The following is a 20,451-nucleotide window of genomic DNA, read 5'->3' as shown; positions in this document are numbered from 1 at the left end:
CCTTTGTTCCGAACTTAGATTAAGCCGGCAAGTTTGAGCCATGACAGACTGGCAGGCAGGGTTGGAACCAGAAGAACCAACAGAAAACCAATAAGATACCAAACGTTGAAGGGCTCTTTGAAATTAGCGTCCATGTGGACTCCTCTACAAAATGTACGACCACTGCCGTGATGCAGCTCACAAAATGGGCGCCATTCTAGCGGTTTGTCCTGAACGATAAAACCAACTAAGTGTAGGGTTATTACAACTTTTGCACTACCACACCCCGGACAGCCATTTGCCCAAGCACCTGAGCAATGCCCTCCAGGAGCTGCTGCCCGTCAAAGTTGGGGTAAAGTGCCTGCATTTTTTGCAGTAGCTCGGTGTACTCAATACCGGTACTGACTTCCAAAACTGCCAACAGCTGCGCCGTCATAGGGTTGAGTTTCAAAAAGCTCACCTCATCATCCCCATCCCGATAGAGACAAAAATAGCAAGGCGATGGCAGAGGGGAGTCCGGTTGATACTGGGGTGAAATTTTCTCGACCTCAAAATGGTACTGCGCCACCCGGGCATGGGATGCCAACCCCAGCCGAGCCTGAAGGTAGGCTTTTTGCGCCAATGCGCCGTCATCGAAAGCGGCTTCATCGCCCTGCTCCACCGCTGTGGCCACCACCAGCTCCAGCCATTCATAGTGCGCCAGCTCCAGCAAAAACGGCGGCTCGCCAGCCAGGGGCTCACGGGCACTTAAAAAAGCCAAAAACTCCCCGGCGATGCCAATAAACAGCGGATTTTGGCAGTCATGCTCGATAAAGAACTGCCGCAACAGCGCCTGCCACTGCGCATCCCCATAGAGGCTCTTGAGCACCGGAAAAGCACTGTTTACAAAACCACTAACGTTGTTGAAAAAAAGTTCGCGATATACCCCCATCCTCTCGGGGGCTATCCCATAGGGACAGGCTAAATCCGGTCTGCGGATGGCCTCGATAAAATCGGCCTGGATATCCTTAAAACTCATCCGGCCCTCCTGCTGGTGCGAATTGCCGCAGCCTGACAATCCCGGATGCGATCAATTTCCTGAAGCAAGATCTCGGTCGGCGGAATATTGAAATCTCTTTCGAGCAAGGTGGGTAAAGGCCCGTGCAGCGCATAACAGTCGGCGAGCAGTTGCCATACCGGGTCCACTATGTCTGCCCCATGGGTATCCACTATCAGGCCGGGGGCTTCCACGTAGTGGCCTGCCACATGGAGATAACGAATGCGCTCGGTGGGCATGGCCGCAAGATAGGCAGCCGCATCATAATTGTGATTGATTGAATTCACATAGATGTTGTTCACGTCCAGCAGTAGCTGGCAATCTGCTTCCTCCAGCACCGCCAGCACAAACTCCTGCTCTGTCATCTGTGCGCCGGGCGCGGCGTAAAACGAGATGTTTTCCAGGATTAACGGCCGCTCAATGATGTCTTCCACCTGCTTAACCCGCCCGGCGATATGACGAACAGCCTCCGGGGTAAAAGGCATGGGCATTAAATCGTACAGGTGCCCCGAGCCAGAGCAGTAACTCAGGTGCTCTGAATAGACTGCGATTCCGTGCAAATCGAGGAAGGCTTTAATGCCCTTGATAAAGTCAACGTCCAGCGGCGCACTGCTGCCGATAGACAGGGACAAGCCGTGACAGAAAAATGCATGACGCTCGGTTAAGGCACGGAATTGTTTGCCGTATTTACCACCAAGCGCCATCCAGTTTTCCGGGGCAACTTCAAAAAAATCGATTTGTGCCGGAACCGATTGACTGAATTCAGCCAACATTTCGCGCCTTAGCCCCAGTCCGGCCAGCGAGGATACTGCCATGTGATCACCTCTGCCTGCGAATAAAATGCCACGCGGGTTATTTCCCGCGTGGCGACCTGTTATCAGTGAGCGCCGCCGCACTTGCCTTCTTTGGCTTTTTCAGTGCCTTTAGCTTCGCCACACTTACCTTCTTTGGCTTTTTCGGCAGCTTCATGGCCTTTCTTCATGCCTTCGCCACATTTGCCTTCACCGCACTTGCCTTCTTTGGCTTTTTCGGCAGTTTCATGGCCTTTTTTCATACCCTCACCACACTTACCTTCGCCGCACTTACCTTCTTTGGCCTTCATGCCTTCACCGCATTTACCCTCACCGCACTTGCCTTCTTTGGCCTTTTTGCCTTCGCCGCACTTACCTTCACCACATTTACCTTCGTCACCCACCAGCTGGTAACCGGCGTGCATTTCATCGAAGCCAAAAGGGTTGGCCTGCGCTTCGGCTGCAAACGCTGCGCCCACAACAACGCTTCCCAGTGCAACTGCAGCGGCGGTTTTCTTGATGCTGTTCATAGTCTTCTTCCTTCTGTGTGTTTCAGTGAGTTATGACGGCCGCCTTTTGCTGCCAGTCTGCTTAACCAGACCCATGGCGACCTGTTTTTATTTCAAATTTCCAATGCACTCACAGAAATTTTTTAAAAAGAGTGCAAGGCAGAGCCTTTAAGCTAGACACTTTTACCATGGGTATCAAGTTGTTGGCATTAGAGTTGTTCCAATCTTTTTCCACGCTTGGTAAAGCTGCGGGCGCGCGGTAAAATGCCGCGCTTATTTTTAATGGATGCGGGATATCAGCTTGCGAATTATTTTGGCCCCGATGGAGGGCGTGCTGGATCATTTGATGAGGGAGCTGCTCTCCTCCATCAACCCATACGATCTCCTGGTTACCGAGTTTGTGCGCGTGGTGGATCAGCTATTACCGGAAAAGGTCTACTATCGCCTCTGTCCTGAGCTGAAAAACAACGGCCTGACCAAGAGTGGTACCCCGGTGCGGGTTCAGATATTGGGCCAGGAACCCGGTTGGATGGCCGAAAACGCCCTGCGGGCGGTGACCCTTGGCTCCCGAGGTGTGGATGCCAACTTTGGCTGCCCGGCCAAAATGGTTAACCGCAGTAAGGGTGGTGCCGTGCTGCTGCAATATCCCGAATTAATCCACGATATTGTTAAAGCCATGCGTCAGGCAGTGCCCGACGAGCAACCGGTCACCGCCAAAATTCGTCTGGGGTACGAAGACAAATCCCTGTTCATGGAAAACGCCCTGGCCGTATACGAAGCCGGCGCCACCGAGCTTGCCATTCATGCCCGCAGCAAGGTCGACGGTTATAAGCCGCCCGCCTATTGGGAGTACATCACCGAGGTGCGTGAGCGCTTGCCCATTCCCGTCATAGCCAACGGCGAAATCTGGAGCCGTGAGGACGCAGAGCGCTGCATGGAAGTAACCGGCTGCGACAGCATCATGATTGGTCGAGGCGCCTTGTCAATGCCAAACCTGGCTGCCAGCATCAAGGGTGATACCCCCTATGATTGGGCCACCACCCTGAGATTAATGATCCATTACTCGGAGCTGGAAACCTCAGGGCTCAAGGCCACCTATTACCCGGCACGCATCAAGCAGTGGTTCAGTTACCTGAGCAGGCAATATCCGGAAGCAGATGAGCTGTTCAGGGAAATCCGCATTCACAAAACCACCGAGGACATACTGGATGGCCTCAAACTGGCGGCATCCAGGCTGGCGCCAATGGAGTAAGAATGGGCGGCACTTAAACAGGGCCACGCGCTTACAACTGTGGCAATCTTTGATCTGCAAAGGCTTTACACCCAGCAGAAATGAAAAATCGAACGGTGTTTTGATCCTTGTCATAGTCCCGCGCACCGGGGCTACTAGACTGAAATCCAATCCATGTTGAATTGGACTTATGTAACGACAGGGGATAACCGTGACTATAGCCAACACCAGACAAGCTTTATCACAGCTTGAAGCCAAACTCAGGGAAGAGATAGCGGCACTCCCCTTCCCCGAGCTACAAGGCTCGGCCTTAAAAGCCTCGCTGAGCGAGCTTATCGATACCCTTACCCGACTGCACCTGGCGGATGATCCCATCTATGACAGACTAACCCGCCTGGATGCGGCGCAATGTCAGTTGGACTTGGGACTCTACGGCCTGTGTGCCGACTGCGAATCCGAAATAGAGCAGGAGAGGTTGATACGGGATCCGACCGTTCAGCGCTGCCTGGCCTGTGACGACCATTATCGCCATGAGCACAGACACGAGCTGCGGCTCAATCACTGAGGGCAGAGCACGCGAACACAGAGGATTCACTGTTAAGGCATGGCCATCATTTGCAGAAAACGGCATATGAGTCTGGCCACACCTTGGACGATGGAAAATAAAAAAGGAGCCATTCGGCTCCTTTTTTATTTTCGGTAACTGATTAGCGAGTGCGTGGGCACAGCTCGTCAGCAGCGAAGAAGTAAGCGATTTCGCGCTCGGCAGAAGCCAGAGCGTCAGAACCGTGTACAGCGTTCTCGTCGATGCTGGCAGCGTAGTCAGCGCGCAGAGTACCGCGGGCAGCTTGAGCTGGGTTGGTAGCACCCATGATTTCGCGGTTGGCCAGAACGGCGTTCTCACCTTCCAGAACCTGAACCATGATAGGACCAGAAGTCATGAAAGATACCAGGGCGCCGAAGAAAGGACGCTCGCTGTGCTCAGCGTAGAAACCTTCAGCCTGCTCTTTGGTCAGGTGAACCATTTTAGCAGCGATGATTTTCAGACCAGCAGATTCAAAACGGTTGTAGATAGCACCGATGTGGTTCTTGGCAACAGCATCAGGCTTGATGATAGAAAAAGTGCGTTCGATCGCCATAACTAGCTTCCTTTGATGAGCAAGTTTGTAAAATTCGCGCGGATTATACGGGATTTATTTCACAAAGCCTATCTTTATCACATAGACAGGCACAACCAAACCTTGCAAAGCCGGGGCTCTGCAAGGTTTGGTTCAGAAATATTTGATAGGGCTTATTTGCGGCCCTTGGCCCACCACCAGGTACCGGCAATAGCCACCAGCGCTATGGCAGGCAGCAGGTCCATCATATGGTGGAAGAGCCCCACTCCACCGTGCCCCTCATGGGCCATGGCAGCGGCGGGAACAAGCAGGAGCAGAGGCAGTACAGATTTCATGGCAGCGTCCTTTTATTTATAAGCATGAATGCCGCACCGGGCGGCCATGTGACAAGCTTACGCCCATGGACAATGCCGAGTTTGACGGCGATCAAAGTTCACATGGGCTTACAAAGACTTAACCTTAAAATCCATCCTGGATCACAAAATGGCCTTAACCACGGGCACCCGTTTGCTTGGGTTTCTTATGGGCGGCTTTCTCGATAAAGGCAATGATGGCGCCGGCAACATCCTTACCGGTGGCGCCTTCTATACCTTCGAGTCCGGGAGATGAGTTGACTTCCATCACCAATGGGCCGTGGTTTGATCGCAGCAAATCCACGCCAGCCACATTAAGCCCCATGGTCTTGGCAGCGCGGATGGCGACAGAGCGCTCTTCCGGCGTCAGCTTAACGAGAGTAGCACTGCCACCGCGGTGCAAATTGGAGCGAAACTCACCGGGCGCAGCCTGACGCTTCATGGCCGCTACCACCTTGTCACCCAACACAAAACAGCGAATATCGGCGCCATTGGCCTCGCGGATATATTCCTGCACCATGATGTTGGCCTTAAGGCCCATAAAGGCTTCAATTACGCTCTCGGCCGCTTTACGGGTCTCGGCGAGCACGACACCTATGCCCTGGGTGCCTTCCAGCAATTTAATCACCAGCGGAGCACCACCTACCATCTCAATCAAGTCAGGAATATCCGACGGCTTATTGGCAAATCCGGTGATGGGAAGACCAATACCACGACGAGACATCAGCTGCATTGAGCGCAGCTTATCCCGGGAACGGGTCACGGCGACAGATTCATTGAGGGTATACACCCCCATCATTTCAAATTGTCTCAGCACGGCACAGCCGTAAAAGGTGATTGCCGAGCCTATGCGGGGGATCACGGCATCGAAAATAGGCAACTCTTCCCCGGCAATGTGAATGCTGGACGCCCGCATATTGATGTTCATATAACACTCAAGGGGATTAATGACCCTGACCTCATGACCCCGCTCTTTGGCGGCCTCCACCAAACGACGGGTGGAATAGAGTTCTGGCCCCTGAGATAAAACAGCGATCCGCATTCATGACTCCGATAATGAAAAACCCGCGCATCATACGCGCCTTTTGCATAAAAGCAATCTCGGCCAATTGCTGCTGTGGCCAGTGCCAATAACTATAGCGAGACGGCCGAAAAAAAAGCCAGTCATAAGACTGGCTTTCATTATCTAAAGGCGCTGATTAGCCTTCACTGACCATGTTGATGGTGTACTTGGGAATGTCGACCACCAGGTCACAATCCACTACCTTGGCCTGGCAAGACAGACGGCTTTCCGGCTCCAGTCCCCAGGCTTTGTCGAGCATATCGTCTTCCAGTTCATCCGACGGCTCAAGCTCATCAAAGCCTTCACGTACCACCACGTGGCAGGTGGTGCAGGCACAGGATTTTTCACAGGCGTGTTCGATGTGGATCCCGTTTCTTAAGGCCACATCCAAAATGGACTCACCCACCTTGGCCTCAACCACGGCACCATCCGGACAGAGTTCTTCGTGAGGCAAAAATACGATTTGCGGCATGTTGTTACCTATATAGTGTCGACCGACTGGCCCTTGAGGGCGTTGCGGATAGAATTGTCCATACGTTTGGCGGCGAACTCCTGGGTTTGGGTATCCAGTCGCTCAATGGCCGCCAAAATAGCATCGGCATCATCGCCTTTGGCCATCTCGGCAAGTTCGGCCATGGCCGCAGTAATATCGTTAAGCTCTGCCTCAGACAGCAGCTGCTTGTCTTTGGCAAGCGCCGAGTGCAAGGACTCCAGTACACGGGCTGCTTCTACCTGCTGCTCAGCCAGCATGCGGCGGCTGATGTCTTCCTTGGCATGCTTCATGGAGTCTTTGAGCATGGTGGCAATTTCAGTGTCTGACAGGCCAAAGGAAGGCTTCACCTGAATGCTGGATTTCACTCCGGTGGACTTTTCCATGGCGGTAACGCTGAGCAATCCATCGGCGTCCACCTGAAAAGTGACCCGAATGTGGGCAGCGCCGGCAGCAAGCGGTGGTATCCCTTTCAGCGTAAAGCGCGCCAATGAGCGGCAATCCTGAACCAGCTCACGCTCGCCCTGCACCACGTGGAACGCCATGGCTGTTTGGCCGTCCTTAAAGGTGGTGAATTCCTGCGCGCGGGCAACCGGAATGGTGGTATTGCGGGAAACGATTTTCTCCACCAAACCACCCATGGTCTCGATGCCCAGCGACAGAGGGATGACATCCAGCAGCAGCAAATCTGATTCTGGTTTGTTGCCCACCAGAATATCCGCCTGAATGGCAGCGCCAATGGCAACCACCCGGTCCGGGTCAATGCTGGTCAGCGGCGCCTTGCCAAAGAAGGCTTCGACTTCAGAGCGCACCATTGGCACCCGGGTCGAGCCGCCTACCATCACGGTCTCCAGCACTTCATCGGCATTGATACCCGCATCACGCAGCGCGCGGCGACAGGCGGCGATGGTCTTTTTCACCAAGGAGGCAATCAGGCCATCGAAGGTCCCGCGGTCGATGTCCAGCTGAAAACGCTGGGCCTGATAGTCAAGGGTCGCAGTGACTGTGTTGGTGTCCGTAAGGGCTTCTTTTACTCTGCGCGCTTCAATCATCAGCTTACGACCGAGGCTGGTATCGGCCAGATCCAGTCCCCATTGCTGGGCAAGATATCCGCCGAGCAGATGATCGAAATCATCGCCGCCAAGGGCCGAATCACCACCGGTGGCCAGTACTTCAAACACACCGCGGTTCAGACGCAAAATAGAAATATCAAAGGTACCACCGCCCAGGTCATACACGGCGATAACGCCTTCCTGACCGGAATCCAAGCCATAGGCGATGGCAGCGGCGGTGGGCTCATTGAGCAAACGCAGTACTTTCACACCCAGAAGCTGGGCGGCATCCTTGGTGCCTTGACGCTGAGCATCATCAAAGTAGGCAGGTACAGTAATCACGGCGCCTTCCAGGCTACCGCCAAGGGTAACTTCGGCGCGGGCGATAAGCGGGCGCAGAATTTCGGCCGAAACCTGTACCGGGTTCACCTGTCCCTGAGGGGTGTTAAACAGCGGCAAACCGTTTTCACTGGCACTGAACTGATAAGGGAAACGCTGACTGCCAGCCTCAATGTCTGCCAGGCTGCGACCCATGAAACGTTTTACTGAGACTATGGTATTGGCGGCATCGGTGGCGCTGTGCAGTTCGGCATCCTGGCCAACAGAAATACCGTCTTTTGCATAACGCACGATAGAGGGCAGAGAATGGCGGCCCTGGGCATCGGCCAGGGTTTTGGCTTCACCGCTTCGCACCGCGGCCACCAAAGAGTTGGTGGTGCCAAGGTCGATACCGACTGCGAGTCTGTGTTGGTGAGGCGCGGCGCTTTGGCCGGGCTCGGCGATTTGCAATAAGGCCATAGGTGTCCAACTTAACTTACGCCGGCGAACGGCGCCGGCTTAAAAAGGGATGTGTCAGTCCAGCAGTGCGTCTTCCGCCCGCTCAAGTTCCAAATGCAATTTTGCCATAAACTTGAGCTTGCGTACCTGATCTGCCGCAGCTTGCCAGTCATTGTTGTCGTCGCTCACAAGCAACGGCTTGAGCTTGGCCGTCACCTGCTTTTGGAAGTCTCCGAAAGACTGGTACAGGTCAGCAATCAGGCTATGGGGGTCGTCTGCGTGGGTAATCTCTTCCAGTGCCTCACGCCATTCCATTTGCTGCATCAGGAAAGCGGTGTCGCGCACGGTTTGGGTTTCATGACGGATATCGACCCCCTTGAGCGCAAGCATGTGCTCGGCACGACGAATGGGGTCTTTGAGGGTTTGGAAACCGTCGTTCACCATGGCAGTACGACTGACTGCGAGCAGTTTTTCCTGCTCACTGGCGGCGGCAAACTTATCGGGATGCACGGTACGCTGAAGCTCGCGGTACTTGTCCGCGAGCTCACTGGTATTGACATCGAAAGCAACCGGAAGGTTAAACAGCTCGAAGTAATTCATAAAACCGGATTATACGGTGAAGCTCTCGCCGCAGCCGCATTCTCCCTTGGCATTGGGGTTATTGAATTTGAAGCCCTCATTGAGGCCTTCCTTGACGAAATCGAGCTCAATACCCTGCAGGTAGATGAAGCTCTTGGCATCGATGATGATATTGACACCGTCTATTTCGTAGACTTCGTCGTCATCGTTAAGATCGTCAACAAATTCCAGCACGTAGGCCATACCCGAGCAGCCAGACGTCTTGAGACCGAGACGAAGGCCTACGCCCTTGCCACGATTGGCAAGGAAGGCTTTGACTCGCTCATTGGCTGCGGGTGTCATAGAAATCGCCATACGAACTCCGAATTACTTGGCTTGCTTGTGCTTGTACTCTTCCAGAGCTGCCTTGATGGCATCTTCGGCCAGAATAGAACAGTGGATCTTCACCGGTGGCAGAGCCAGCTCTTCGGCGATGTCGGTGTTCTTAATGGCAGCCGCTTCTTCGATGCTCTTGCCTTTCACCCATTCGGTGACCAAAGAGCTTGAAGCAATGGCGCTGCCACAGCCGTAGGTTTTGAATTTGGCGTCTTCGATGATGCCGGCGTCGTTGATCTTCAACTGAAGTTTCATCACGTCACCGCAGGCAGGCGCGCCCACCATACCGGTCACTACGCTGGGATCGTTCTTGTCAAAAGAACCCACGTTACGGGGATTCTCGTAATGATCTATCACTTTTTCACTGTATGCCATGATACTGCTCCAAATCTCTCAAACCACCAATCAGTGGTGTACCCACTCAACCTTGCTCAAATCGACGCCATCTTTGAACATCTCCCAAAGTGGGGACATTTCTCTCAGCTTGCCGATAGAGCCCTGGATAATGCCGATGGCGTAATCCACTTCTTCCTCGGTGGTAAAACGACCGATGGAAAAACGGATTGAGCTGTGGGCCATTTCATCGCTCAGCCCCAGAGCGCGCAGCACATAGCTTGGCTCAAGACTAGCAGACGTACAGGCAGAGCCTGATGACACGGCCAAATCTTTCAGGGCCATCATCAAGGACTCACCTTCAACAAAGTTAAAGCTGACGTTCAGGTTACCGCAGTAGCGCTGTTCGAAGTCACCGTTAACATAGGTTTCTTCGATATCTTTGATGCCATTCCACAGGCGATCACGCAGGGCGTGAATACGGGCGTTATCGCTTTCCATATCCGCTTTGGCGATGGCAGCAGCCTCACCCAGACCTACGATTTGATGGGTTGGCAGGGTGCCGCTGCGCATGCCGCGCTCATGGCCACCACCGTGCATCTGGCTTTCCAGACGGATACGTGGCTTACGGCGCACATACAAGGCACCAATACCTTTGGGGCCATACATCTTGTGACCGGAAATCGACATCAGGTCGACCTTGGTGTTTTGCACGTCAATCGGCAGTTTGCCGGCGCTCTGGGCAGCATCTACGTGGAAAATAATGCCCTTGCTGCGGCACAGCTCACCGATGGCATCGATATTATGTACCACGCCGATTTCGTTATTCACGTGCATCAGGCTCAATAGAATAGTGTCGTCACGCATGGCCGCCTCGAGGCGCTCCATGGGGATGATGCCGTTTACACCTGGCTCGAGGTAGGTCACTTCAAAACCTTCACGCTCCAGCTGGCGGCAAGTATCCAGCACCGCTTTGTGTTCAGTTTTGCTGGTGATGATGTGCTTGCCTTTCTTCTGATAGAAGTGGGCAACGCCTTTAATAGCCAGGTTATTTGACTCAGTTGCGCCGGACGTAAACACGATTTCGCGGTGATCGGCATTAATCAGATCTGCCACCTGAGCACGGGCGACATCAACCGCTTCTTCAGCCTGCCAACCGTAACGATGGGAACGGGAAGCCGGGTTACCAAAGATGCCGTCCATTGTCATGTACTGCATCATTTTTTGAGCAACGCGCGGGTCAACCGGGGTCGTTGCGGCGTAATCGAAATAGATAGGAAGCTTCATCACACACTCCGTACTTCGCAGTCTCAACCGAGGCTACTTACAACGTACACGCTTAATTATTATGGATTCACAAGGACTTAAGCCGATGCCCTGTGCCCTTTCTGTATCTGATCCTGCTGCACAGAGATGTACTGAACATCCCGTTTCTGCATAAGTGCAGCGAGGCTGATACCGTTCAAAAAGTCAGAAATTTGTTTGCTGAGATCGCCCCACAGAGAGTGGGTCAGGCAGCGACTGCCGCTTTGGCAGTTACCAGCGCCCTGACAGCGGGTGGCATCCACGGATTCGTCCACAGCATGGACAACCATACCGACAGAGATATCGTCAGCTTCGAGCCCGAGGCGATAACCGCCACCCGGACCGCGGACACTGGCGACCAGTCCATGTTTGCGCAACTTGGCAAAAAGTTGCTCGAGGTAAGAGAGTGAAATCCCCTGGCGCTCGGAAATATCAGCCAGCGGTACAGGCCCTTGGGCGGAATGAATCGCCACATCCAGCATAGCAGTTACGGCGTAGCGGCCTTTTGATGTCAGTTTCATAGCAACCGTGGTTCCCCTGTAATTCTGGGAGCAATTTCACCATACCCGAGTAATTTAGTCAACTATAAAACCAACTAATTTACTCAAGTATTGAATTGGTGTGCCTCAGAATACCCCCGCACAAAGCTGGGGTATTTAACCTTTTTTCAGTCTTTTTATCAATGTAAAAAGGCCAATTTTGCGGTCTTGGGATCAGATACTGGGATCAAACTCATCCAGCGCGTTCTGGCGTTTCTCTGCGGCGGCGGCTTCGGCCTCACTGAACTCGCCAACATCGAGCTCAGGCAGGCGCTCGGTACACACATTGCCGCCCAGACGCTGCAGCTCCTGGCAGAGGTCCTGCACCTTGGAGTCCATCAGATGCATATGGTCGAGCATCTGTCCGATGGCATTGGCGACGGGGTCCGGATTGTCGGGAGAAACCGCATACGCATCAAAGCCATACTTCTTGGCCATGGCGCTGCGGCGTTCTGAGGTTTCTTTGGACTGGCTTGATGGCTGCGCCACGGCCCGGCCGGGGATCCCCACAACAGTGGTGTGCTCTGGTACATCTTTTACCACCACGGAGTTGGAGCCAACGCGGCTGCCCTCTTTCATGGTGATGGGCCCGAGAATTTTGGCACCGGCACCCACGACCACGTTATTTTCAAGGGTCGGGTGACGCTTTCCTGCATTCCAGCTGGTGCCGCCCAGGGTCACACCGTGATACAGGGTGCAATCATCGCCAATCTCGGCGGTTTCACCAATCACAATCCCCATGCCGTGGTCGATAAAGAAACGACGGCCAATGGTGGCCCCCGGGTGAATTTCCACGCCGGTCAGCCAACGGGAGAAAGTCGACAAACATCGGGCCAGAAACCGCCAATCCCGTTTCCACAATTTATGACTTATCCTGTGCAGCCAAATGGCATGCATACCGGGATAATTCAGCAGGATTTCAATGGCGCTGCGCGCCGCCGGATCCCGGTGATAAATGGAGGCAATGTCTTCTTTCAGCCTGGATATCACACCCATGTCGTTTCCTTGTCGTTGAGCCAAGGGCTCTGTTACTTCTTGCTGCCGACTGCCTTTTCGATGGAAGTCAGGATGCCACGCAGAATATTCATCTCATGACTTTCTATCCGGGCACGGGTAAACAGCCTTCTGAGCTTGGTCATTACCTGCCCCGGATGATTCTTAATAATAAACCCGGTTCCGGTCAGGGTTCTTTCGAGATGCTCAAAGAAACGCTCGTTTTCTTCCATCAAGGGGAATTCGGTCACTTCGGCTGCCTGATTTTCCAGCGCCAAATGGGCAATGCGGGTCTCATAACAAATAATTTGCACCGCTTGCGCCAGATTAAGCGACATGTATTCGGGATTGGCCGGAATAAACACGTGATAATTGCAGGCCTGCAGTTCTTCGTTATAGAGCCCATGATTTTCGCGGCCAAACACGATAGCAACAGGGCCACTGACGGCTTCAGCTGCCAGTTTGCCACCTGCCTGACGGGGATCGAGCAAAGGCCAATCCAGCGTGCGGCTACGGGCCGAGGTACCTATGACCAGAGCACAATCTTTAATAGCCTCGTGCAAGGAATCTACCCGGGTAAGATTTTTCAGAATATCGCAGGCACCGGCGGCCAAAGCTACCGATTGACCATCGGGCTCGCAGCGAGGTTCTGCCAGATAAAGATTTGATAAACCCATGGTTTTCATAGCCCGAGCGACGGAGCCTATGTTACCGGGATGGGAAGTGCCTACCAAGACGACGCGGATATTACTGAGCATGAAACGACTTAATTTAATTGATAAAAATCCTGAGCGATGCAGTCTACCACAGCAGCGGTTAAATCCTTATATGAAAATCTGTAATTGATATACCCGGCAGATGCGGTATAATGCGCGCCGCTCATTTTTCGTTCTTTAACATCCAGGGGATTGCAATGCATCCGATGCTGACCATCGCTGTGCGCGCCGCTCGCGCCGCCGGCCAAACCATTATGCGTGCTTATACTGATCTCGACCGCGTCGAGGTGAGTACCAAAGGTATCAATGATTTTGTTACCAGCGTAGACAAGGAAGCCGAAGCAGCTATCGTTTACCAGATCCGCAAGTCTTATCCCGACCACACCATCGTTGGTGAAGAGCAGGGTGAAAACCGCGGTACCAACAAAGATTATATCTGGATCGTTGACCCCCTGGATGGCACCACCAACTTTATGCGTGGCATCCCCCATTTTGCCGTGTCCATCGCCCTGCAGTACAAAGGCAAAACTGAAGTTGCCGTAGTCTATGACCCAGTCCGTGACGAGCTGTTCAGCGCCGTTCGCGGCCAGGGTGCCAAGGTCAACGACTTCCGCGTCCGCGTGAGTAACGTTCAGGACCTCAACGGCACCATCATCGCCACAGGTTTCCCATTCAAGTCACGTCAGCACACCCAGACTTACATGAATGTGCTCAACGAAGTGTTTGCCCAGTGCGCTGACCTTCGCCGCGCCGGTGCAGCCTCTCTGGATCTGGCCTATGTGGCCGCCGGACGCATGGACGGTTATTTTGAGCTGGGTCTCAAGCCATGGGACATTGCCGCCGGTGACCTTATCGTGCGTGAAGCGGGCGGTACAGTGACTGACTTTACCGGTGGTCACAACTACCTGATGTCCGGCAACATAGTGGCAGGCTCACCCAAAGCGACTACCGCACTGGTGAAAACCATGCGCCCGCTGCTGAACGAAGCCCTTAAGCGCTAAGATTCAGAAAAGATTGCCAAAATAAGAACCGCCTCACGGCGGTTTTTGTTTTTGTGCGCCACATCAATTTACATGCATATTTTAAGCATCTTATAATGACCAACAAAATTAGTCAGGTTTAGGTGCGCCATGCTCAATATCCATGATCCCCGCAAGACCGAATCCATCCCGCCATTACTCAGACTGGGCTTTCGTCCCTTCTTTTTATTGGGTGCCGCCCTCAGCGTCCTGGGCGTAGTCCTTTGGGTGTTGGCACTATCCGGCGTAATCACCTTTGAGCCCCATGGCGGCGCTTACTGGTGGCACGGCCATGAGATGCTCTTTGGCTTTGTGACCGCCATCATCGCCGGCTTTCTACTTACCGCCGTCCAGAATTGGACCGGTGTCCCTGGGCTCAGTGGCAATAAGTTGTTGGCCCTGGTATTACTGTGGCTTGCACCCAGACTCACTCTGCCCATCACCTCAATTCCGTTTGAGCTGGTAATGGTAATGGATCTTGCTTTTTTACCTGCTGTGGCACTTACGCTGGGCCACAGCGTCGCCAAGGTAAAACAATGGCGTAATCTGGTGTTTGTGCCCATGCTGCTGTTGATGGCAAGCCTCAACGCCCTCTCCTACCTGGCGCTGACCGACGGCAATGGGATGCTGGCACAAAAGGCGCTGCAGGGCGCGGCGTTGGTGGTAATCATGATAGTGGCGCTCCTTGGCGGTCGGGTTATCCCCTTTTTCACGGAACGTGCCAGCAGTTATCAGCGCAAGACTAATCTTTGGTACCTCGATGCCGGCACCTTTATCTCGCTGTTAATGCTGATTGGGACGCTGATTTTTGATTTGACCGCGCTGCAGCGCCCGGTTGCTGCGGTGGCGGCAATCATCATTTTACTTCGCTGGCATCGCTGGGGCTGGCGCCATACCTTTTCAGTACCACTGCTTTGGTCTTTGCATTTAAGCTACCTGTGCATTCCGGTTGGGCTTGGGATCATTGCCCTTGGCCTGCCCTTTACCGCCGGGTTTCACGCGCTGGCCGCCGGGGGGATGGGTGGAATGATCCTGGCAATGATGGCACGGGTTTCTCTTGGCCATACAGGCCGGATGCTTGAGCCCCCCAAAGCCATGGTGGCTGGTTTTGTGTTGGTACTGCTTGCGGTTGTACTCCGGGTGATGGCCGGTCTCATTCCTGCTGCGTATCTGCCGCTGCTTATCGCCTCCGCTGTCGCCTGGGGATTGGCGTTTGGCGTGTTTATCGTCAAATACGGCCCAATGCTGACCTCCCCCAGAGCTGATGGCCGTCCGGGTTAGGCTCATCCTTTCTCATTTGTGAAGCCAGTCACGGTGTGTAATGCACCGTGCCGGCAAAAGGCTGTTACTATCTTTCTAAACAATGCTAGGGAGATAGAGATGGATCTGTACCGTAAATATGGCTCAAAGCTGTTGAAGCTCACCGAGAATTTGGTGCTGGCAATCATTGCTGTCGCCACGGTCGCGGCCATTGGCCAGGAAATCGCACACATCCTCAACATGGGTAAAGTACAGCTGGCAGACTTGCTGCTGTTATTCATCTATCTGGAAGTGCTGGCCATGGTGGCCAATTATGCCGAGTCAGGTAAATTACCGGTACGAATGCCACTTTACATTGCCATCGTTGCTCTGGCGCGTTACCTCATCCTCGATATGAAGAGCATGGATGACTGGCGTATTTTAGCTATCTCTCTCTCCACTGTGGTCCTGGCAGCAACCGTGATAGTCATTCGATGGGGGCAATTGAAAATGCCCTATCCCAAAAATCAGGAATACGACAACTGAATCTGTATCCTCCTTTAAGCCGGTCAATTACCGGCTTTTTTTCATTCACTTTAATGGAGCATTGGTATTCTTAAGTAAAAGGAATTATGCTGATTTTTAAGCGCTTGTAATGTGCCAGAGGAGAAGGCCGTGATGGATGACAATCCAAAAGATTACGAAGAAAGACGCAGATCACTCAGGGTAGATTTGGAAGCCGAACGCGTGCTGCTCAGCTGGGTAGATAAAGACGGTATTGAGCAAAATGACGATGGTGTCTGTATCGACCTGTCAAGGCGTGGCTTGCTGTTTGAATATCGTCAGCCGTTTGCGCTGGGTGAACTGGTCGAAGTGACCTTTAATCCGGGCACCGACAAACAGAATAGCGTTCAGGGTCAGGTTTGCCGCTGTAAAGAGAGTAAAGCGCAGAGTTATCATATTGCTATGCAATTGATTTAAGCGATGCTTTTCTATCGTTTCCAACACACTGTTCTATACTGATGTGAAAAGATTGGCTTTTACGGAGCGTCCATTATGATTTTGCTGGTTGGTGGTGAAAAAGGCGGTAGTGGCAAGAGTTGCCTTGCGCAGAATATTGCAGTGCATATCACCCAAAAATTCAATGCCAACGTGCTCATGGTGGACTGTGACCCCCAGCGAACAACCTCTGATTGGATCCAGGCCCGCAACAACGATCCCAGCCTGCCCCAAATCAATTGCATCCAGTTATACGGTAAAATCCGTAACGACCTCCTGAGCCTGAATGAACGTTTCGACTATGTGATTGTGGACTGTGGTGGTCAGGATAACCTCGCCATGCGTGCCGCCATGTCGGTGGCAACCTACGTGGTTGTGCCGCTGAGACCAAAACGGCGCGACCTCAAAACCTTGCCACACATGGAAGACATGCTCAGCACCTGTAAGATGGTTAACCCCAAGATGGTTGCTACTGTGGTGCTTACTCAGTGCCCTGCTTTGCCCACCCAGGCCAAACGCATCATTGAAGCCAAGGAAGTTGTTACATCCTTCGGTTTGCGGGTGCTGGATTCTGTCACCTTCAGCCGCAACATTTATGATGACAGTGAGGAAAAAGGATCTTCGGTCATCGAAATCGAGCCCGATGGCAAAGCGGCCGAAGAAATTCGTGCCATTGCCGATGAACTCTTGGCCATACCACCAGAAAATTCCTATGAGCTTAACTGACTTAAAGCGTAAAAAGCCCAAACTGGACCGCGGTAAAATTTCGGTGGAAGATTTCATCGATGATGCCAACAATTATGCACACGGACGGCCTACCCTTCTCGACGAGGAGCACAAGGCCGCGCGCGTTAAGTTAGGGCTGGATAAATCCACTGCCAAGGTCTACCGTCACGCCACTTTCAGTCTGACCACCAAAGCGATTAAGCAACTCGATGAGTTGGCAAAACAATCAGGCATCGCCAAATCCAAGCTGCTTCGTATCCTCATCAAAGAATTCCACGAAAAAAGCGCAGGAGAACAGGATCACATTCTTCGTCGTGGCGAAGAAGAGAATTAGTGCTCACAAATCAGGGCTTGTTGTGTGACCAGGCCCTGCTCAGTTTCAATAAATTTCCCCTTTTGCTTCAAAAACCTTATAAGCTCGCCAGCCGTTAGCCCTTGTGCACTGCAGGTGTGAAACCTGGCCGCGCCACCAAAAGTTTGCGCAATCAAGGACACAAGCGCATCTTGAGTCAGGGGTTTACCGTGGGCTAACATCAAGGCCATCACTTGATGGCCGTGAACAGATTGGGTCATTGGGAGCTCCGCTGTTTCGGGTACATGTGGGATTTAAGGCAAATCATTGGCATCTTATAACCCAGCCTACTCAGCATTTCCCTGCGCCAGCGCAAAGTTCAGGTAATACAGGCCCCACAGGAGTCTTCATGTCGCTTATCCTGCTACTGACCCAGCAAATGTGCCTCTACCTGGTGTTTGTTTACCTCGCCAGTAAAACACCTCTGTTTAAGGTGCTCACCGAAAACGCCCCCAGATTGCCGCACAAGGTCATCATCTATGTTATTTTTTCGGCCTTCTGCATCATGGCCACCTACTTTGGCGAGCAAACCCACGGCGCAATAGCCAATACCCGGGCCATGGGTGCCGTACTCGGTGGCCTGCTCGGTGGACCTGTGACCGGCTTTTTTGTTGGCCTTACCGGTGGCCTCCACAGGTATAGCATGGGGGGCTTTACCGATGTCGCCTGCGCGCTCTCGACAACGCTCGAAGGGCTTTCTGCCGGGCTAATCAGCCTGACTCTGCGACGGGCAGGAAAAACAGAGCTGATTTTCCACCCTCTGGTGGCTGGCTTTGTTACCTTCTATGCCGAAGTCATGCAAATGCTCATCATACTGCTAGTCGCCAAGCCCTATGACGAAGCCTGGGCACTGGTGAGACAGATTGCGCCGCCCATGCTAATGGTGAACTCCATGGGCTCGGCCCTCTTTATGAGCATGCTCAAAGATCAAAAAGCGATGTTTGACAAGCTGTCTTCCGCGTTTTCCACCAAGGCACTGAAAATTGCCGAGCGCAGCGTTGGGCTGCTCTCTCAGGGATTCAACGAGAAAACCAGTGCCCAGGTCGCCCGAATTGTTATCGAAGAAACCAATGTGGGCGCGGTGGCCATCACCGACAGAGAAAAACTGCTCGCCTTTATCGGGATTGGCGCCGACCACCATATACCGGGAACGCCTATTGCCTCAGCCATCACTCTCGAAGCTATCCGAGACAATAAGGTGATGTTTGCCGATGGGGTGGAAGTACCCTACGCCTGTTCTATTTCCTCCCAATGCCGTTTGGGTTCAAGTTTGGTGATCCCCCTTCGCAGCGATACCGAGGTGATAGGCACCATCAAACTCTACGAACCCAAGAACAAACTCTTTTTAAACATCAACCGCACACTCGGCGAAGGTATTGCCAAGCTGTTGTCCAACCAAATCCTCTATGGCCGGGTGGAACAACAAAAGAACCTGCTCACCCAAACCGAACTCAAACTGTTGCAGGCCCAGGTAAACCCTCACTTCCTGTTCAATGCCCTCAACACCATAGGCGCCATCATTCGCCGGGACCCGGATATGGCCCGGGGACTGCTGCAAAAACTGTCGCAGTTTTTACGCATTAATCTGAAACGCAGTCCGGAAATGGTCACATTAGCCGACGAGCTTGAGCATATCGACGCCTACCTTGGCATCGAAAAAGCCCGTTTTATTGATCGCCTCAGTGTGAATATCGCCATTCCTCCCGAACTGATGCACCAAAAGTTGCCCGCTTTTACCCTGCAACCCATTATCGAAAACGCGGTAAAACACGGCACCTCACAGTTGCTGTCGCCAGGCGTAATTGAAGTGATTGGCAGACAGCAGGACGAGATGCTGGTGTTGGAAGTCGCTGACAACGCGGGTTTGTATCACCCCACCCCCAACAACGAAGGTCTGGGGATGAACCTGGTGCATAAACGCATTCAAAATCAGTTCGGTGAGCAGTACGGCGTGACGGTTGATTGTGAACCCGATACGCTCACCCGCGTCAGAATTTGCCTGCCAATCAACGTCGATACGCTCATCGACACCGACAATTCGGGAGACAATCCGAGATGATTTCATGCATTCTGGTGGATGATGAACCCTTTGCCCGGGAAGCCCTGTCCGAGCTTTTGGCCCGCCATCCAGATGTGAATATTGTGGCGCAGGCCAGTAACGCCATCGAAGCCATACAGGCGATAAACCAGCATAAACCGGCACTGATATTTCTGGATATTCAGATGCCACGCATAAGCGGTATGGAACTGCTGGCCATGCTCGACAAGGACACCTTGCCCCGGGTGGTGTTTGTCACGGCATTCGATGAATACGCCATCAAGGCGTTTGAACTCAATGCCTTTGATTACTTACTCAAACCCATCGATGATGCCCGGCTTGCAAGCACCATGGACAGGGTTCGAAAAGATCTGCGGCCGCAGGATATCTCTGCTCTGGCCCCCGAACGCCTCGCACACTTGCCCTGCTTCAGCGGTAATCGCCTGAAAGTGGTTCCGATAGAGGAGGTTGAGTTTGTATTCAGCGATGTCGGTGGCATCCATGTATCGACCGTCAATGGCAGGGTGCACACCCAAATGACCCTCAAGCTGCTGGAAGAAAAAACGCCGCTGATATTCTGCCATCGCCAATATCTGATAGCCCCGGCGGCCATCGCCGAAATCGTGCTGCTCGATGGCGGCGCCGAAGTGATTACCCGCAGCGGGGCCCGGGTGCCGGTTTCCCGCCGTTATCTTAAGGAACTGAAATCCCACTTCGGTTTCCTGTAAACCGCTGAAGTCTGATAACAACCGCTTAACCTGCGAATTCGACCGCTCACCCAAAAGGCTGAGACACTGGACATCCCCTTTCGTAGACTGGCACTACTCAAAAAAGGGGAG

Annotated in this window: 26 protein-coding genes; 10 read left to right on the top strand and 16 right to left on the bottom strand. The window is 53.1% G+C overall.

Features of this window, described 5'->3' with window-relative positions; genetic code table 11:
* Window positions 1-241: 241 nt before the first annotated feature.
* The 3 genes from K0H79_RS06700 to K0H79_RS06690 form a co-directional block, all read right to left on the bottom strand.
* Window positions 242-997 (bottom strand): DUF2063 domain-containing protein, encoded by a 756-nt coding sequence (locus K0H79_RS06700; protein ID WP_220077730.1) that lies wholly within the window; start codon window positions 995-997, stop codon window positions 242-244.
* Window positions 994-1,830 carry a DUF692 domain-containing protein gene (locus K0H79_RS06695; protein WP_220077729.1) on the bottom strand — a complete coding sequence of 279 codons (837 nt, stop codon included), beginning with the start codon at window positions 1,828-1,830 and terminating at the stop codon, window positions 994-996. The genes K0H79_RS06700 and K0H79_RS06695 overlap by 4 nt, the downstream gene beginning before the upstream one ends.
* A gap of 62 nt (window positions 1,831-1,892) precedes the next feature.
* A complete protein-coding gene (locus tag K0H79_RS06690; RefSeq protein WP_220067322.1) occupies window positions 1,893-2,336 on the bottom strand; it encodes a hypothetical protein in 444 nt (147 codons plus the stop codon).
* Window positions 2,337-2,616: 280 nt separating this feature from the next.
* Between K0H79_RS06690 and dusC the strand changes: the two genes are divergently transcribed.
* A complete protein-coding gene (dusC, locus tag K0H79_RS06685) occupies window positions 2,617-3,567 on the top strand; it encodes a tRNA dihydrouridine(16) synthase DusC (RefSeq protein WP_220077728.1) in 951 nt (316 codons plus the stop codon).
* A gap of 190 nt (window positions 3,568-3,757) precedes the next feature.
* Window positions 3,758-4,111: a TraR/DksA C4-type zinc finger protein gene (locus tag K0H79_RS06680; protein ID WP_220077727.1), complete on the top strand. Its 354-nt coding sequence runs from the start codon at window positions 3,758-3,760 to the stop codon at window positions 4,109-4,111.
* Between the two features lie 142 nt (window positions 4,112-4,253).
* Here the strand turns inward: K0H79_RS06680 and ndk are convergent, their stop codons facing one another.
* The 12 genes from ndk to trmJ form a co-directional block, all read right to left on the bottom strand.
* On the bottom strand, window positions 4,254-4,685 hold the full coding sequence (gene ndk, locus K0H79_RS06675; RefSeq protein WP_011759417.1) for a nucleoside-diphosphate kinase: 432 nt from the start codon (window positions 4,683-4,685) through the stop codon (window positions 4,254-4,256).
* Window positions 4,686-4,837: 152 nt separating this feature from the next.
* Complete coding sequence (locus K0H79_RS06670) at window positions 4,838-4,999, bottom strand: hypothetical protein (RefSeq protein ID WP_011759416.1); 162 nt, start codon at window positions 4,997-4,999, stop codon at window positions 4,838-4,840.
* Between the two features lie 154 nt (window positions 5,000-5,153).
* Window positions 5,154-6,059 (bottom strand): 30S ribosomal protein S6--L-glutamate ligase, encoded by a 906-nt coding sequence (gene rimK / locus K0H79_RS06665; RefSeq protein ID WP_220077726.1) that lies wholly within the window; start codon window positions 6,057-6,059, stop codon window positions 5,154-5,156.
* 157 nt (window positions 6,060-6,216) lie between these two features.
* Window positions 6,217-6,552 (bottom strand): ISC system 2Fe-2S type ferredoxin, encoded by a 336-nt coding sequence (fdx, locus tag K0H79_RS06660; RefSeq protein WP_011759414.1) that lies wholly within the window; start codon window positions 6,550-6,552, stop codon window positions 6,217-6,219.
* A gap of 8 nt (window positions 6,553-6,560) precedes the next feature.
* A complete protein-coding gene (gene hscA / locus K0H79_RS06655; protein ID WP_220077725.1) occupies window positions 6,561-8,420 on the bottom strand; it encodes a Fe-S protein assembly chaperone HscA in 1,860 nt (619 codons plus the stop codon).
* A gap of 54 nt (window positions 8,421-8,474) precedes the next feature.
* Window positions 8,475-8,999, bottom strand: coding sequence for a co-chaperone HscB (gene hscB, locus K0H79_RS06650; protein ID WP_220077724.1), 525 nt, complete (start codon window positions 8,997-8,999; stop codon window positions 8,475-8,477).
* 9 nt (window positions 9,000-9,008) lie between these two features.
* Window positions 9,009-9,332, bottom strand: a complete 324-nt coding sequence (gene iscA, locus K0H79_RS06645) for an iron-sulfur cluster assembly protein IscA (protein WP_011759411.1) — start codon at window positions 9,330-9,332, stop codon at window positions 9,009-9,011.
* Between the two features lie 12 nt (window positions 9,333-9,344).
* Window positions 9,345-9,728, bottom strand: coding sequence for a Fe-S cluster assembly scaffold IscU (gene iscU, locus K0H79_RS06640; protein WP_011759410.1), 384 nt, complete (start codon window positions 9,726-9,728; stop codon window positions 9,345-9,347).
* Between the two features lie 30 nt (window positions 9,729-9,758).
* Complete coding sequence (locus K0H79_RS06635; RefSeq protein WP_220067317.1) at window positions 9,759-10,973, bottom strand: IscS subfamily cysteine desulfurase; 1,215 nt, start codon at window positions 10,971-10,973, stop codon at window positions 9,759-9,761.
* A 77-nt stretch (window positions 10,974-11,050) separates the two neighbouring features.
* Entirely contained in the window at window positions 11,051-11,512 is a 462-nt protein-coding gene (gene iscR / locus K0H79_RS06630; protein WP_011759408.1) for a Fe-S cluster assembly transcriptional regulator IscR, read from the bottom strand.
* A gap of 192 nt (window positions 11,513-11,704) precedes the next feature.
* Window positions 11,705-12,526: a serine O-acetyltransferase gene (gene cysE, locus K0H79_RS06625; RefSeq protein ID WP_220067316.1), complete on the bottom strand. Its 822-nt coding sequence runs from the start codon at window positions 12,524-12,526 to the stop codon at window positions 11,705-11,707.
* A 32-nt stretch (window positions 12,527-12,558) separates the two neighbouring features.
* Complete coding sequence (gene trmJ / locus K0H79_RS06620) at window positions 12,559-13,281, bottom strand: tRNA (cytosine(32)/uridine(32)-2'-O)-methyltransferase TrmJ (protein WP_220077723.1); 723 nt, start codon at window positions 13,279-13,281, stop codon at window positions 12,559-12,561.
* A gap of 155 nt (window positions 13,282-13,436) precedes the next feature.
* Here trmJ and suhB point away from each other — a divergent pair, with 155 nt between their 5' ends.
* The 6 genes from suhB to K0H79_RS06590 all read left to right on the top strand — a co-directional run bounded on the left by suhB (window position 13,437) and on the right by K0H79_RS06590 (window position 17,556).
* Window positions 13,437-14,240 carry an inositol-1-monophosphatase gene (gene suhB, locus K0H79_RS06615; protein WP_011759405.1) on the top strand — a complete coding sequence of 268 codons (804 nt, stop codon included), beginning with the start codon at window positions 13,437-13,439 and terminating at the stop codon, window positions 14,238-14,240.
* A 129-nt stretch (window positions 14,241-14,369) separates the two neighbouring features.
* Window positions 14,370-15,539, top strand: a complete 1,170-nt coding sequence (locus K0H79_RS06610) for an NnrS family protein (protein ID WP_220077722.1) — start codon at window positions 14,370-14,372, stop codon at window positions 15,537-15,539.
* 99 nt (window positions 15,540-15,638) lie between these two features.
* The gene (locus tag K0H79_RS06605; protein WP_011759403.1) at window positions 15,639-16,043 is read left to right on the top strand and encodes a phosphate-starvation-inducible protein PsiE; all 405 of its coding nucleotides are present in this window, start codon (window positions 15,639-15,641) and stop codon (window positions 16,041-16,043) included.
* 132 nt (window positions 16,044-16,175) lie between these two features.
* Entirely contained in the window at window positions 16,176-16,478 is a 303-nt protein-coding gene (locus K0H79_RS06600; protein WP_220067312.1) for a PilZ domain-containing protein, read from the top strand.
* 75 nt (window positions 16,479-16,553) lie between these two features.
* A complete protein-coding gene (locus K0H79_RS06595; protein ID WP_011759401.1) occupies window positions 16,554-17,222 on the top strand; it encodes an AAA family ATPase in 669 nt (222 codons plus the stop codon).
* Window positions 17,209-17,556, top strand: a complete 348-nt coding sequence (locus K0H79_RS06590) for a ribbon-helix-helix protein, CopG family (RefSeq protein ID WP_220067311.1) — start codon at window positions 17,209-17,211, stop codon at window positions 17,554-17,556. The genes K0H79_RS06595 and K0H79_RS06590 overlap by 14 nt, the downstream gene beginning before the upstream one ends.
* Here the strand turns inward: K0H79_RS06590 and K0H79_RS06585 are convergent.
* Window positions 17,553-17,795 carry a YecH family metal-binding protein gene (locus tag K0H79_RS06585; RefSeq protein ID WP_220077721.1) on the bottom strand — a complete coding sequence of 81 codons (243 nt, stop codon included), beginning with the start codon at window positions 17,793-17,795 and terminating at the stop codon, window positions 17,553-17,555. The genes K0H79_RS06590 and K0H79_RS06585 overlap by 4 nt on opposite strands.
* Before the next feature lie 128 nt (window positions 17,796-17,923).
* Between K0H79_RS06585 and K0H79_RS06580 the strand changes: the two genes are divergently transcribed.
* Together K0H79_RS06580 and btsR are read left to right on the top strand one after the other, a co-directional pair.
* On the top strand, window positions 17,924-19,633 hold the full coding sequence (locus tag K0H79_RS06580; protein ID WP_220077720.1) for a sensor histidine kinase: 1,710 nt from the start codon (window positions 17,924-17,926) through the stop codon (window positions 19,631-19,633).
* On the top strand, window positions 19,630-20,340 hold the full coding sequence (btsR, locus tag K0H79_RS06575; RefSeq protein WP_220077719.1) for a two-component system response regulator BtsR: 711 nt from the start codon (window positions 19,630-19,632) through the stop codon (window positions 20,338-20,340). The genes K0H79_RS06580 and btsR overlap by 4 nt, the downstream gene beginning before the upstream one ends.
* Window positions 20,341-20,451 lie beyond the last annotated feature (111 nt).

The organism is Shewanella sp. FJAT-52076 (assembly GCF_019457455.1).
In the GTDB taxonomy this organism is placed as follows: Bacteria; Pseudomonadota; Gammaproteobacteria; order Enterobacterales; family Shewanellaceae; genus Shewanella; species Shewanella zhangzhouensis.
The sequence above is the reverse complement of the archived record's forward strand: the minus strand, read 5'-3'. Positions and strand labels throughout refer to the sequence as shown.

Coding starts and splice junctions, on each gene's coding strand:
- K0H79_RS06700 (WP_220077730.1), bottom strand. CDS start 997: ATGAGTTTTAAGGATATCCAGGCCGATTTTATCGAGGCCATCCGCAGA.
- K0H79_RS06695 (WP_220077729.1), bottom strand. CDS start 1,830: ATGGCAGTATCCTCGCTGGCCGGACTGGGGCTAAGGCGCGAAATGTTG.
- K0H79_RS06690 (WP_220067322.1), bottom strand. CDS start 2,336: ATGAACAGCATCAAGAAAACCGCCGCTGCAGTTGCACTGGGAAGCGTT.
- ndk (WP_011759417.1), bottom strand. CDS start 4,685: ATGGCGATCGAACGCACTTTTTCTATCATCAAGCCTGATGCTGTTGCC.
- K0H79_RS06670 (WP_011759416.1), bottom strand. CDS start 4,999: ATGAAATCTGTACTGCCTCTGCTCCTGCTTGTTCCCGCCGCTGCCATG.
- rimK (WP_220077726.1), bottom strand. CDS start 6,059: ATGCGGATCGCTGTTTTATCTCAGGGGCCAGAACTCTATTCCACCCGT.
- fdx (WP_011759414.1), bottom strand. CDS start 6,552: ATGCCGCAAATCGTATTTTTGCCTCACGAAGAACTCTGTCCGGATGGT.
- hscA (WP_220077725.1), bottom strand. CDS start 8,420: ATGGCCTTATTGCAAATCGCCGAGCCCGGCCAAAGCGCCGCGCCTCAC.
- hscB (WP_220077724.1), bottom strand. CDS start 8,999: ATGAATTACTTCGAGCTGTTTAACCTTCCGGTTGCTTTCGATGTCAAT.
- iscA (WP_011759411.1), bottom strand. CDS start 9,332: ATGGCGATTTCTATGACACCCGCAGCCAATGAGCGAGTCAAAGCCTTC.
- iscU (WP_011759410.1), bottom strand. CDS start 9,728: ATGGCATACAGTGAAAAAGTGATAGATCATTACGAGAATCCCCGTAAC.
- K0H79_RS06635 (WP_220067317.1), bottom strand. CDS start 10,973: ATGAAGCTTCCTATCTATTTCGATTACGCCGCAACGACCCCGGTTGAC.
- iscR (WP_011759408.1), bottom strand. CDS start 11,512: ATGAAACTGACATCAAAAGGCCGCTACGCCGTAACTGCTATGCTGGAT.
- cysE (WP_220067316.1), bottom strand. CDS start 12,526: ATGGGTGTGATATCCAGGCTGAAAGAAGACATTGCCTCCATTTATCAC.
- trmJ (WP_220077723.1), bottom strand. CDS start 13,281: ATGCTCAGTAATATCCGCGTCGTCTTGGTAGGCACTTCCCATCCCGGT.
- suhB (WP_011759405.1), top strand. CDS start 13,437: ATGCATCCGATGCTGACCATCGCTGTGCGCGCCGCTCGCGCCGCCGGC.
- K0H79_RS06610 (WP_220077722.1), top strand. CDS start 14,370: ATGCTCAATATCCATGATCCCCGCAAGACCGAATCCATCCCGCCATTA.
- K0H79_RS06605 (WP_011759403.1), top strand. CDS start 15,639: ATGGATCTGTACCGTAAATATGGCTCAAAGCTGTTGAAGCTCACCGAG.
- K0H79_RS06600 (WP_220067312.1), top strand. CDS start 16,176: ATGGATGACAATCCAAAAGATTACGAAGAAAGACGCAGATCACTCAGG.
- K0H79_RS06595 (WP_011759401.1), top strand. CDS start 16,554: ATGATTTTGCTGGTTGGTGGTGAAAAAGGCGGTAGTGGCAAGAGTTGC.
- K0H79_RS06590 (WP_220067311.1), top strand. CDS start 17,209: ATGAGCTTAACTGACTTAAAGCGTAAAAAGCCCAAACTGGACCGCGGT.
- K0H79_RS06585 (WP_220077721.1), bottom strand. CDS start 17,795: ATGACCCAATCTGTTCACGGCCATCAAGTGATGGCCTTGATGTTAGCC.
- K0H79_RS06580 (WP_220077720.1), top strand. CDS start 17,924: ATGTCGCTTATCCTGCTACTGACCCAGCAAATGTGCCTCTACCTGGTG.
- btsR (WP_220077719.1), top strand. CDS start 19,630: ATGATTTCATGCATTCTGGTGGATGATGAACCCTTTGCCCGGGAAGCC.